Here is a 12,230-nt window from a genome sequence, read left to right as displayed (position 1 = left end):
TATGTGGAGGAATTACTAATGAAAGCCTTATCATTTTTTTATTAAGAAATTATGATTGAAAAGAAAACTAATCGGATATACAATGAGGGAAGAAGTTTTCAAACGAGCGTGGATATACAAATGCCACATAGCTTGGATAGATTTTAGGAGGTTTTGAAATGCCAAAGTATACAATTGTTGATCAGGATACATGCATTGCCTGCGGTGCTTGCGGTGCAGCTGCGCCTGATATCTACGATTACGATGATGAAGGCCTTGCATTCGTAATTTTAGATGATAACGAAGGAAATACGCCAGTACCAGAAGTATTAGAAGAAGACATGCAGGACGCATTTGAAGGCTGCCCAACTGATTCTATTAAAGTGGCGGATGAGCCATTTGAAGGCGATCCTTTAAAGCACGAATAATAGGAAATGAGAACCCGGTAAGGCGAACAAGCCTTACCGGGTTTTTGCTCATTGTATAGAAATTTGTCTTTACACTCTGAACTTACTTGCTTCAGATTGCAGCTCCACCGCCATTGTCGCTAAAGCTTGAGTGCTTGCGGTTATCTGTTCAATAGCCGCTAATTGTTCCTCCGTTGCTGCGCTTGAATCGTGCGCTGTGGCAGCTGTCTTTTCAGCTATTTGTCTTACTTGATTAGCATTTTCAGCAATAGATCCCGTCATCGCTTCCAGCTCTTCCACAGCAGCAGCCACGGTCTCCACTTTGTCTCCTACCTCTTTAACGGAATCTGTTATCTTCTTAAATACGTTACGTGATGTTTCCGAAGCAGATAATCCCTCTTCGATCTTGTGGCTTGCTGTTCCGATCGAACTAGCAGCTAAATTCGTGTCCTTCTGAATTTCTTTTACCATTTCTTCAATATCGGCAGCAGAAGTTTTGGATTGTTCCGCAAGCTTTCGTACTTCTTCCGCTACCACAGCAAATCCTTTGCCATTTTCTCCTGCTCGTGCTGCTTCAATAGCAGCATTTAAAGCTAACAAATTTGTCTGTTCAGAAATGACCGTAATCAAGCCGGTGACCCTTTGAATCTCCGTTGCATGCTTTTCTAAAATACTCATGTATTCTTCTGTTTCCTGCATAGAAGAGTGAATGTCTTCAATTTGGCTAGATACATTTTCTGTAGCTTTTTCTCCCTCTGAAATAAGGGCTTCTACCGCCTCTGCGGAATAAAGCATCTCCTCATTATTTTTGGCAATTTGCTTAATTCCCTCTGTCATTTCCTCCATGGAAACGACCACTTTACCGACAAGCTCCAGCTGTTCACTGCTTCCCCTCATATTTTCTTCTGCTGCCCCTGCTACCATTTGTGAAGAGGCCGTGCTTTGCTCAGTGCTGGCTGACAACTCCTGAGACTGGGCGGACAATTGAAGGGCAGACTGATTCACCTGGCTAAGAATAGTCCGCAAATCCTCAGTCATTTCGTTAAAGGCTGCACCCATTTCCCCGATTTCATCTTTATTTCTTATTCTCACTTTTTCTATTTGTAAATTACCAGCGGCCACTTCATTGAGAGCTATTGTCATTTTCTTGACAGGAACTGTAATGGACTTTCCGATTAGATAAGCAATGACTCCTCCTAAAGCGACACCTGCGACCACCATAATAATGAGAAATATCTTCATGGCACGAACAAAACCGTTTAAATCAGTCCTCGTTTCATTCATCAAGGATACCTGTACTTCTTTTAACTCTAATGCTTTGTTCTTAAACACCTCTTCTGCCTTGTTAGCCTCATCTGCATATTCAGCTGTCTGAGCTTGCAGCCCCTTCTCCTGGCTGTCAAAAACCTTAAAAACAAGGTCGCTATACCGGCTGCCCGCTTCTTCCAATTCACTCAATATTCTCCTGTTGTTGGGCTGTTTAATTATTTGGCTAAGTTCATTATGTATGTCGGCAAATTCTTTTTGCTTTTTCTTGATCTCCTCTAAATTTCGTTGTTCCGAAAAAGCAAAATAAGTGAGCGAGTTGATCGATATATCTTTTTCGATACTAATAAGTTCATTAATCATTTCTACTTTCTTCACACGGTCATCGAGCAAGAAAGCATACTCGTTATTAAGCTTCATAGCTGCCAAATAGCCGATTACTCCCACTGCCATTAAGATCAATAACACAGCAATAAAACCTGTATACAATTTTTTTGCTACCGAAAAGCCCACTTTCATCCCTCCTATCATCTCTTTAACATTTTATAATGCCTTCCACGAACAATTATACTATTCGCCATGCAACATTCAAGTTCTTTTGAACTATGTATCAGTAAAAAAGATAGATAAAAAAGAAGCTCTAAAAGTCCTATTTGTGACTTTTAGAGCTTCTTCCCTACAACTCTATTTTTATAAAGCGGCTGCCTGCTTGCGCATCCACACATGAATACGGGAGTAAATTAACATGAATAGAGTAGCCATCAGAACTCCTTTTACAATGTTAAAGGGCAGAATAGCTGAGACAACCATTTGCTTCGTTTCCGGAGCACTCATTGCTGGTGCGTTTAGGAAAAGTGTGTAGGCGGGCAGGATAATATAGTAATTTAACACACTCATCATCATCGCCATAAACAATGTACCTACTACTAAAGCAAAGGTTAATCCTTTTTTCGATTCGAATTTTTTGTACACATAATAAACTGGAAGAATAAACGTGATGCCAGCAACGAAATTGGCTAAGTGGCCAACAGGTACACCTGTCGGACTCCCAGTCATAAAGAAGTCTATTACATTTTTCACTAGTTCGACCATGATACCTGCAAGCGGCCCAAAGATAATAGCAGCGATTAGTGCAGGTATATCGCTGAAATCAATCATTAAAAAGCTCGGAAATGGGGGGATTGGAAAGTTCAACAGCATTAATAGATAAGACAGTGTACTTAATAACCCCACAGACGTCAGCGTACGAATATTCATTTTTCTCACGATCATTCTCTCCTTCTTCTCATTCATCATTCATAAGAAGAAAGGCTGCCAAAACCCTCGAGAAACGACAATCCCCCAAGCTGCTCGCTTAGGGGAAGAAAAGTCATACTCAAATAAACGTTCAAATCTGCACTTTTTGAACGTTGGCAGACCTTCACCTTCTCCCATCCAGACTATACTGTCGGCTTTGGCTTCTCACCAAATCAACCTTTCGGCTCGCGGGCTCGGAAAACATTCTTTCCATACCGCCGGTCGGGAATTGCACCCTGCCCCGAAGATGAATATAAAATTTTTTCCACTAAGATTCTCATGTCATTGCGACAAGAGAATCTTAATAGATTTATTTAATGATAACAACCTTATAAAAAAAAAGCAAGGGGATCCCCTTGCTTCAAGCTGTTGACAAACGCTCGCTTTTTCATGCTTTATGTCTCCGACAGCCAACTGCTATGCCTAAAGACCAAGCGATCAGTGAATAAAGTAAACTTGATCAGACGTCCGACACAGCTAATAGCTTCTGCTATTTCCATACTTGCGCTAAGCAGCCTTGCTTGTATGTAGCATTCCAATCGTGCCTTCAAGATCACCAGTTTGAACCTGAGACTGCTTCTTTTCACTTTTTGACTGGGCAAGCCCTCCGCCGATCATCAGCAAACTAACACATACCCCCATAAGCAAAGCGATCATAAAACGTTTCACGTAGTCTTTCATGTTGTACCGCCTCCAACTTGCTTTTTTACTGCCCTATTAGTTGTATGACGGAAAGTGTTTCCAGTATGACTACTTTTCTAGATAAACGATAAAAGCTGCAAATGCTTTGCAGGCCGCTGACAAGCACTCACTTTCTTCACGACTGGCAGACTGAATGCTCATGCCCTAACATCATAAAGGCTAGAAACATTTATTCTCTTGGTAACCGGAATGAAAATATAGTACCTTGTCCCAATTTGCTCTGCACTTTGATACTGCCATTATGGGCAGAGATAATGTTTTTAGCAATAGAAAGTCCGAGTCCTGTTCCGGAACGGCCTCTCGTTCTTGCTTTGTCTCCTTTGTAAAAGCGCTCGAATACAAAGGGCAAATCCTCTTCGCTGATGCCTGCTCCTGAATCCTGCACAGACACATGGTGACCGTCTGTCCTATATTCACAGCTCACTTTAACGAAACCGTGTTCTGGTGTATGGCGTAAAGCATTGTCTATTAAATTCGTTAAGACTTGTTCAATTCGGTCTGGATCCAATTTAACGATGACTTGTTCGCTAGGAATCTGCCATGTCAGATCAATATGCTTTTCTTTCGCAAGCCCTTGAAACTTATCGGTCACCCGCTTAATAAAGGCTGGGAAATCAATTTCTTCCAGATTTAAAGAAATATGCCCTGCTTCCATACGAGCTAAATCTAACAGCTCATTCACAAGCCGGCCAATCCGCAGCGATTCATCGTAAATAATTCGAGCCATTTCTCTTTTTTCATCTTCAGTAGCGGCAATGTCGTCAATAATTGCCTCACTATATCCTTGAAGCATTGAAATGGGAGTGCGAAGTTCATGAGACACATTCGCAACAAAATCTTTTCTCAACTTATCAAGGCGGCGTTCTTCCGTCATATCACGAACGACAGCCACTGCTCCACGGACCGCTTTTCCATTATACAGCGGACTAACAATGATAACGTAAGAACGGCCCTGCATGGAGAACTCACCAATCTTTTCTGTTTCTGTTTGAACAGCCTCTTTGAGAAGATCCTCGACAAGCGAAGGCATCGTTTGTTTTGGATTTTCTTTTCCTACTTCATAATACCAATTTTGCAAGAAGCGCTCTGCGGGCGGGTTAGTAATGAGGATAGTTCCATCCCGATTAAAGGTCATGACGCCATCTGCCATACTGCTTAAAATACTTGCTAACTGCTCTTTTTCCTGATTCAGTGCATGGATATTATGATTTAGTTGTTTCGCCATTTGATTAAATGAAGTAGCAAGCGCGCCAATTTCATCTGTTGTTAAAATGGGGACAGTCGTATCGAAATTTCCTTTTGTCAGTTCATTTGCCGCTTCTCGCATTTTGCGCAATGGAGCCGTGATCCTTGTGGATAAAAAGAACGCGAAAATGGTTGTCAAAAATATAGCAATGCCAGCAGCGAGCAAGATTAGCTTCGTTGTCTGATGGGACGTTTCTTTTATCACTTCAAGTGATTGGTAAATAATAACCGCACCATCTTCTCCCTTATTCATTTTCAAGGGAACGGCAATGGCGATCGAATTCTCATGACGATTAGATCGGCCGTCTTCGTCTACCTCTAGCTCCGCCTTTACTTTCTTTTTGTCTGTAAACACACGGGAAAGTGTAGGGTCATTCACGATTTCACTCTGTTTAAGCCTTTTAGAAGCCGGATCACTCGGTGAGTAATGAAACGTATCCCTATTCTCGGCGATAATGACGTGAACAGGTCGATCCACTAACTCCCACGCTACTTCCATTCCTGTTGTTTTGTTTTCATGATCAGAGATCACTTTAGAAATTTTTACAGCTGTTTCCGATAATTCTCTTTCCACTTCATTTGTATGATAGTTCTCAAAAAACTCTAATAGCAAAATCGTCAGGAAAAAGAGAACAAAGGAAACCAGCAGTAAAATGGTCATCCATAGCTTCCCTACTACACTTCTCCAAAGTTTCATTCATTCACTACCTCGAATTTATAACCTACCCCCCACACGGTCACAATCATTTTTGATGCCTTTTCTGACACTTTATTTAATTTTTCGCGCAGGCGCTTCACATGTGTATCTACTGTTCGAAGGTCACCAAAAAACTCATAATGCCACACTTCTTTTAATAAATGCTCCCGGTCGAATACTTTATCTGGTGATTTAGCAAGAAAGTAAAGCAATTCGTATTCTTTAGGCGTTAAGTTTACTTCTTCCCCATCTGCCGTCACACGATGAGCATCATTATCAATGGTTAAATGAGGGTAAACAATTAAGTCTTTTGACTTTGTATCGGTTTGCAAATAAGAGGTTGGCGACGACCTTCTTAAAAGTGCCTTTACCCGAAGAACAACTTCTCTAGGGCTGAACGGCTTAACAATATAGTCATCGGTGCCGACTTCAAATCCCTGTACACGGTTTGCCTCTTCGCCTTTTGCTGTTAACATAATAACAGGCGTTGATTTCTTTTCCCGCAGCTCTCGGCACACCTCAATGCCGTCTTTTCCTGGCATCATAATATCGAGTAATATACAATCGTACTCTTTATTTAACGCAAGCTCAAGAGCGGCTTCTCCATCTTCCGCTTCATCTACTTCGTAGTTTTCCCTCTCTAAATACATCCGCAGTAAACGGCGTATCCTTTCTTCATCATCAACGACTAAAATTTTCAGTTCGTTATCCACCTGAATTCCTCCCTGTTTGCACAATAAAATTCATCGTAATTCCGATAAGCTTGTCTTTTTTATTATTAACTAATTAAAACGGTTTTTCAATTTATTCGCGCCTTATAAAAAAGCCCCCGCACAGGGCGGAGACGAAAGAATATAGACAAAGTCTATTTTCAATATCTCAGGCTCATTGAAAACGCTTGTCTTTCAAGGCGTGAAGCCCCCGCGCGGAGCGGAGACGATCAAGCATACGAATGCAAACCAGCAATGACTAGATTAACAGCAACCAGGTTAAACATAATAATGACAAACCCGATTACGGCAAGCCAGGCAGACTTTTCTCCATGCCAGCCTTTCGATAAGCGTAAATGTAAAAAGGCAGCATAGAAAAGCCAAGTAATAAGCGCCCACACTTCTTTTGGGTCCCATCCCCAGAATCTAGTCCAAGCAATCTGCGCCCAAATCATCGCAAAAATCAGGCCGCCAAGCGTGAAAACAGGAAAACCGATTAAGATAGAACGGTAGCTTACCTCGTCCATCAAATCCGTATTAACGTTTTTAACGAGCGGCTGCACGAGAGCGCCCATTCGCTTTCTTGTCAATAGACGAAGTAAACCGTACAATACAGCGCCGGCAGCAAGTGACCAAAGTGTAGTGTTCAATTTCTTGGCATTAATAAAGGCTGGCATATCGACAATCGGCTCAAATTTTCCGTCTGTTAGCAATTTACTTTCATTTGGACCAACAATAGCCGGAATCGTAAACGTTTCTTTTGCGACATTGCCGTCCTTATTCACGTACTCAAATTGCGCTTCATAACCAGACAGCGTGAAAGTCGTCGTAACAGCAACAAACCCGATAACAGCCACAAGGCTATACATAATCATTTCAAGCCAAAACGTCTGTTTATTACGCTTCGACTGATCAATTGTTTTGATTAAATAAACTAATCCTGCAATAAAGCTAATAGCAAGGATCCCTTCCCCGGCCGCAACCGTTGTTACGTGAATATGCAGCCATTGGCTTTGCAGCGCCGGGATAAGCGGACTAATGTCCCGCGGAAACATACTCGCATAGGCAATAATGACAAGGGCGACGGGCAAAGCAAATACGCCAAGCACCGGGAGGCGGTACATAAAATAAATAATAATAAAAGCACCAACTAACATCATTGAGAAAAACGTAATAAATTCAAATAAGTTACTTACAGGCGCATGTCCTGAAGCGGCCCAACGAGTAAAAAAGTAACCTAGCTGGGAAATGAAGCCAATGATGGCTACCGTAATTCCCAGCTTTCCCCAACGGTTCTCTTCCTGTTTTTCACCATTTTTCTTTGGACGAATCGCTCCGCCGAAGAAAAAAGTGGCGACTAAATACATAATAAATGAAGCGTATAGTAGATTTCCGCTCCATTGGACTAAATCGGACATAGGATACTTCCTCCTTTTAAATTAAGCTATGCCACACTATAGTTGATTGTCGGCCTCATTTTTTGCACGTTCATTTCTAAATAAAGAAAGGTCACTCACAAGTCAACATCAACTTAGTTGCACCATAGTCTCCCACTATCCTTGTTGGTCTTCTGGGATCGGAACGGATGTGCCTTCAATCACGGAATTGATCTCCCGCTTTAACCCATGCCAATTTTTATTCGTATGGGCAGCAACATAGATTTCACCGTTTATTTCACGAATCCACAAACGACGATGGTTCCAATAGGCCCCTTGAATAACTCCAATCATAAAGATCGCTCCACCTAGACCAAGTATCCATAAAGTTAAATCTTTGCGAACCGTCAAGGCAGAAATATTCCGCGTTTCGATTCCCCTAAACTCCATTTTATAATCCGTTTTTCCAACAGGTTCAAGCGTTTGACGGATCGCTGTAAAACTGATTTCTCCCTTTGGATGCTCGGGGGAGATCATTTTAAATAAGAAGGCTGGATTGTTCGGAAGCGGAGACTTTGTTTTCGGTTCCCCGTCTGATCCAATGCCATCATAATCAGGGTAGTAACCAATTATTTCGACCTTATACCCCTTGCCAAGATCGTATGTATCCTTTGGATTAAAGAGATCAATCTTTACTCTTCCCGCTTCTTTTTGCGTGGCTTTGTCGGCTAAAGCGAATTCCATTGCCTTCATTTCATCTTTGCTGTAGCTATCCTGATAAAGAGCAAACTTATCAAACTTTAGCGGCTCGTTCACCCTGATCTCCGCGTCTTTTACTTTCACAAGTTTTGGCTTTGCTCCTGGAAGATCCCGGTTTTCATCCCGATAAAGAACAGCATCAGTTTGGTAATTCTTCACGACGCCTCCTGTTCGTTTAAGGGCTTCCTTGAAAACTTCAGGGTCTTTCTTTTCATCGTAATTTTCAATTGTGAATTTTTCGTTTTTTAAGTAATATTCTCCCTGTGTCCCTGGGATCTCGAGCGTTTCTCCTTCACGAATCCATAACATCGCATCCGTATACATCCCCTCTGTAGAGCGGAGCATGGCGCCAATTAGAAAGATAATTAATCCAATATGATTGATATAAGGGCCCCAGCGGGAAAAACGTCCTTTTTCAGCAAGAAGACTTCCCTCTTCTTCCCGGATATGATAACGTTTGCTTTTCAATTTTTCTTTTACTTTATCAAGCTCGCCAGATTGAAGTGTCCCTTCTTTTGAAGTGAACAAACGCTGCTTTTTCATGAACGAGCTATGCCGGGCAACACGCTGATTTTTCAACGCCCGGTATAATGGAATGACACGGTCTAGACTACAAATCACGAGTGACACGCCGATTGCCGCAATTAAACCAATAAACCAAATAGAATTATATAAATCATAAAAACCGAGCGTGTAATAGATCTTACCAGCTACGCCGTAAGTGTCTTCATAATAAGTTTCCGGAGAGACATTGTTCGGAATAAATAGCTTTTGCGGAAAAATCGTCCCGATAGAAGAGGCAATTAACGTTAGCACAATCAGCCAAATCCCAACTTTAACAGAAGAGAAAAAGTTCCACACTTTATCAATAATCGTTTTGTTGTACGTTTGTGATCGCCGGGCACTGCCTTCATAACGCATATCATGAAGCTTTTCCCTTTGGGCTTCTTCTGTCAGTGCCCTGCCGCAAGACTCACATAAAATCGTTCCATGTGGATTTACGTGGCCACATTCACATTTTACTTTCCCCATACTAAAACTCCTTAAGTTAAGGTTTCACTTTTTCAAACAAAGCGCGAACCTGTTCTTCTTTCACTAATCCCCCAATAACAATTTGTTCAACTTTCCCGTCTGGGCTGATCATAAAAGTAGCCGGCAGCGGGTTAATCCCGTACGCATCCTGCACTTCCTTCGTCGAGTCAATGGCGATCGGGAAAGTCAGTCCGTACTGCTTAGCGAATTTCTTCGTCTGCAACTCCGAATCGCCGACATTCACGGCGAGGACCTCAACCCCTTGTTCCTTGAACTCTTTAGACAGTTTTTCCATGTGAGGCATTTCTTTTTTACACGGCTCACACCAGCTGCCCCAAAAATTCAAGAAAACGCCCTTTCCTTTATAGTCGGATAACTGTCGTTCTTTACCCGATAAATCCGTTAGCACAAAGTCAGGCGCTTGATCACCTTCCTTTAAATTGCCGCGTGCTTCTTTCGTCAAATTCGAATAAAACGTATAGCCAACCGCGATCGCAAGTATTGCTAAAATAATAGAGCGAATGACTAACCTTTTTTTCTTCTTGTTCAAGACTGGCCCTCCTTATGAAGTATAGACATCTGTTTTTCTACTTATCCTTCAACGAATGGGAAGATTAACTGTAGTTATTCGACAAAAAACATTCAAAACTACCCCCATTATACCATTTTGTCTTTTTTCTGATGAAAAGGGATTTGAAGGATATGTGACAGTTTCATCACTTATCGCAAAGAGCCTGTCTCAGCCAACGTGCGCAGCTGTTTCACTTCATGAGTGGTAAGTTCCCGAAATTCCCCAGCATTCAATCCATTTAAATTTAAAAAAGCATAGCGCTCTCTTTTTAACTTTTGCACTTCAAAGCCAATCGCTTCAAACATACGCCTTACTTGGCGGTTCCTGCCTTCATGAATCGTGATCTCGATCAATGCCCGCTGTTTCTTTCGATCAACCGACAACTCCTTCACTCTAGCAGGGGCCGTCTTGCCGTCTTCTAGCTGGATCCCTTCTGCTAGCCTTTTGAGCAGATGGCGTTGAGGAATTCCATTCAAACGAGCAACATACGTTTTATCTATTTGATAGCGCGGGTGAGTAAGCAAATTAGAGAATTCTCCATCATTCGTTAAGATTAACAAGCCCGATGTATCATAATCTAAGCGGCCTACCGGAAAAATCCGCTGCTCAACGAACGGGAAAAAATCTGTTACCACTTTACGCTGCTTATCATCCGATACAGCCGAAATCACGCCCCGCGGCTTGTAAAATAAATAATAAACTTTTCTTTCTCGTTCAACCGGGACTCCGCCTACTTCTACTCGATCAGAAACTCCCACTTTTGTACCAAGCTCTGTTACAACTTTTCCATTTACCTTTACTTTTCCTTCTATGATCAACTCTTCCGCTTTTCGTCTGGAAGCGATGCCAGCTTGGGCAATTACCTTTTGTAATCGTTCCATTCTTTTCACCTCATGTTTTCAGTATGTATCCTTATGCATTATTACACATCCATTCAAATAAGAAAAGGAAGAGCATTCTTCTAAAATCATGATATTGTACCTGTTTCCCTTTTCTATTTGTTCCCGCTAAAAAAAAGCGGTTCCTGCGAATGCAGGAACCGCTCATCAGAGTTAGAATACTATGATTTAAAACATCCAAGACACAATCACAAGGGCTGCAATAAATCCTGCTACATCAGCCCATAGTCCAACCTTTAACGCATCCCCCATTTTCTTAATTCCTACCGCTCCAAAATAAACCGTTAATACGTAAAAGGTCGTATCTGTACTCCCCTGCATCACTGAAGCGAGCCGCCCAATAAAAGAATCCGGTCCATGGACAGCAATTAAATCGCTCACCATTCCAAGGGCTGCATTTCCGGAAATGGGCCGGATGATCGCGAGCGGAAATACTTCCGGCGGCAGCCCAATCCATAATAGGACTGGTCTCACCCATTCTACTAAACTATCTAATGCTCCTGAAGCCCGAAATATCCCAATCGCTACCATCATCCCAATTAAATAAGGAATAATGGAAACAGCGATATGAATGCCTTCTTTCCCTCCCTCTACAAAACTCTCATATGTCGGTACTTTTTTAAATGTTCCGTACAGCAGGATGAAAGCAATCATGGCTGGAATAAGCCACATGGACATGAGAGAAAGCCATGCCACTTACTTCCCCTCCTTTTTTCTTCTTCGTATATAAAAGAAACGGTCAATGGCAATTGCCGCCATTGTCGAACAGGCAGTCGCAAAAATAGTAGGAGCAATGATTTCGGCGGGAGAAGCGGAATGATAAGAAAAGCGAATAGCGAGCACAGTCGTCGGGATCAAGGTAATGCTCGATGTATTAATGGCGAGGAAAGTGATCATAGAACGACTCGCTTCTGCCTTCCCGCCGTTAAGCCGCTTCAGCTCCTCCATCGCTTTAATGCCGAGCGGAGTGGCGGCATTTCCGAGCCCGAAAAAATTAGCTGTCATATTGGAAAGGATATATCCCATTGCCGGATGTCCAGAGGGGACTTCAGGAAAAAGCCTTTTGGCAAATGGTTCAACTAGCCGAGCCAGCTGCCTAAGCAGCCCCGCCTCCTCGGCTATCCTCATCAATCCGAGCCAAAATACGAGCACGCTAACAAGACCAATACAAATGGTCACTGCTTCACCGGCTGATTTAAAAACAGCTTCATTCACTTCCTCCATTCTCCCATTTACAGCTGCAAAAACAAGACCAATAATTGTCAGCCCTACCCATATAAAGTTAACCATA

The 12,230-nt window shown here is 42.2% G+C and carries 13 protein-coding genes and 1 riboswitch; of the genes, 1 reads left to right on the top strand and 12 read right to left on the bottom strand.

Features of this window, described 5'->3' with window-relative positions:
* Positions 1-158: 158 nt before the first annotated feature.
* On the top strand, positions 159-407 hold the full coding sequence (locus tag A8F95_RS03250; protein ID WP_049662954.1) for a ferredoxin: 249 nt from the start codon (positions 159-161) through the stop codon (positions 405-407).
* 69 nt (positions 408-476) lie between these two features.
* Here A8F95_RS03250 and A8F95_RS03245 read toward each other — a convergent pair whose 3' ends face one another.
* From A8F95_RS03245 to A8F95_RS03200, 12 genes are all read right to left on the bottom strand, one after another.
* Positions 477-2,165, bottom strand: a complete 1,689-nt coding sequence (locus A8F95_RS03245) for a methyl-accepting chemotaxis protein (protein WP_065409198.1) — start codon at positions 2,163-2,165, stop codon at positions 477-479.
* A 177-nt stretch (positions 2,166-2,342) separates the two neighbouring features.
* Positions 2,343-2,918 carry an ECF transporter S component gene (locus A8F95_RS03240; RefSeq protein WP_065409197.1) on the bottom strand — a complete coding sequence of 192 codons (576 nt, stop codon included), beginning with the start codon at positions 2,916-2,918 and terminating at the stop codon, positions 2,343-2,345.
* 30 nt (positions 2,919-2,948) lie between these two features.
* Complete coding sequence (locus tag A8F95_RS22280; RefSeq protein WP_176713603.1) at positions 2,949-3,086, bottom strand: hypothetical protein; 138 nt, start codon at positions 3,084-3,086, stop codon at positions 2,949-2,951.
* Positions 3,071-3,201: riboswitch (FMN riboswitch) on the bottom strand. It overlaps the preceding gene by 16 nt.
* A 254-nt stretch (positions 3,202-3,455) precedes the next feature.
* Positions 3,456-3,629: a hypothetical protein gene (locus tag A8F95_RS22275; RefSeq protein WP_176713602.1), complete on the bottom strand. Its 174-nt coding sequence runs from the start codon at positions 3,627-3,629 to the stop codon at positions 3,456-3,458.
* Between the two features lie 190 nt (positions 3,630-3,819).
* Positions 3,820-5,592 (bottom strand): ATP-binding protein, encoded by a 1,773-nt coding sequence (locus tag A8F95_RS03235; RefSeq protein ID WP_065409196.1) that lies wholly within the window; start codon positions 5,590-5,592, stop codon positions 3,820-3,822.
* Positions 5,589-6,305: a response regulator transcription factor gene (locus tag A8F95_RS03230; RefSeq protein WP_049662964.1), complete on the bottom strand. Its 717-nt coding sequence runs from the start codon at positions 6,303-6,305 to the stop codon at positions 5,589-5,591. Before A8F95_RS03230 ends, A8F95_RS03235 begins: the two co-directional genes overlap by 4 nt.
* Positions 6,306-6,532: 227 nt before the next feature.
* Positions 6,533-7,720, bottom strand: a complete 1,188-nt coding sequence (gene ccsB, locus A8F95_RS03225; RefSeq protein ID WP_065409195.1) for a c-type cytochrome biogenesis protein CcsB — start codon at positions 7,718-7,720, stop codon at positions 6,533-6,535.
* Positions 7,721-7,855: 135 nt separating this feature from the next.
* Positions 7,856-9,469: a cytochrome c biogenesis protein ResB gene (gene resB / locus A8F95_RS03220; RefSeq protein WP_065409194.1), complete on the bottom strand. Its 1,614-nt coding sequence runs from the start codon at positions 9,467-9,469 to the stop codon at positions 7,856-7,858.
* Between the two features lie 16 nt (positions 9,470-9,485).
* Positions 9,486-10,019 (bottom strand): thiol-disulfide oxidoreductase ResA, encoded by a 534-nt coding sequence (gene resA / locus A8F95_RS03215; protein ID WP_049662970.1) that lies wholly within the window; start codon positions 10,017-10,019, stop codon positions 9,486-9,488.
* A 170-nt stretch (positions 10,020-10,189) separates the two neighbouring features.
* A complete protein-coding gene (locus tag A8F95_RS03210; protein WP_049662971.1) occupies positions 10,190-10,921 on the bottom strand; it encodes a pseudouridine synthase in 732 nt (243 codons plus the stop codon).
* A gap of 186 nt (positions 10,922-11,107) precedes the next feature.
* The gene (locus A8F95_RS03205; RefSeq protein ID WP_095407425.1) at positions 11,108-11,635 is read right to left on the bottom strand and encodes a spore maturation protein; all 528 of its coding nucleotides are present in this window, start codon (positions 11,633-11,635) and stop codon (positions 11,108-11,110) included.
* Positions 11,636-12,229 (bottom strand): nucleoside recognition domain-containing protein, encoded by a 594-nt coding sequence (locus A8F95_RS03200; RefSeq protein ID WP_049662973.1) that lies wholly within the window; start codon positions 12,227-12,229, stop codon positions 11,636-11,638.
* Between the last annotated feature and the right edge of the window lies 1 nt (position 12,230).

It is taken from the genome of Pseudobacillus wudalianchiensis (genome assembly GCF_001685015.1).
GTDB lineage: Bacteria > Bacillota > Bacilli > Bacillales > Domibacillaceae > Pseudobacillus > Pseudobacillus wudalianchiensis.
The sequence above is the reverse complement of the archived record's forward strand: the minus strand, read 5'-3'. Positions and strand labels throughout refer to the sequence as shown.

What these genes read in the sequence shown, in the direction of transcription:
- A8F95_RS03250 (WP_049662954.1), top strand. Translation starts at nt 159, where the DNA reads ATGCCAAAGTATACAATTGTTGATCAGGATACATGCATTGCCTGCGGT.
- A8F95_RS22280 (WP_176713603.1), bottom strand. Translation starts at nt 3,086, where the DNA reads ATGGGAGAAGGTGAAGGTCTGCCAACGTTCAAAAAGTGCAGATTTGAA.
- A8F95_RS22275 (WP_176713602.1), bottom strand. Translation starts at nt 3,629, where the DNA reads ATGAAAGACTACGTGAAACGTTTTATGATCGCTTTGCTTATGGGGGTA.
- A8F95_RS03235 (WP_065409196.1), bottom strand. Translation starts at nt 5,592, where the DNA reads ATGAAACTTTGGAGAAGTGTAGTAGGGAAGCTATGGATGACCATTTTA.
- ccsB (WP_065409195.1), bottom strand. Translation starts at nt 7,720, where the DNA reads ATGTCCGATTTAGTCCAATGGAGCGGAAATCTACTATACGCTTCATTT.
- resB (WP_065409194.1), bottom strand. Translation starts at nt 9,469, where the DNA reads ATGGGGAAAGTAAAATGTGAATGTGGCCACGTAAATCCACATGGAACG.
- A8F95_RS03210 (WP_049662971.1), bottom strand. Translation starts at nt 10,921, where the DNA reads ATGGAACGATTACAAAAGGTAATTGCCCAAGCTGGCATCGCTTCCAGA.
- A8F95_RS03200 (WP_049662973.1), bottom strand. Translation starts at nt 12,229, where the DNA reads ATGGTTAACTTTATATGGGTAGGGCTGACAATTATTGGTCTTGTTTTT.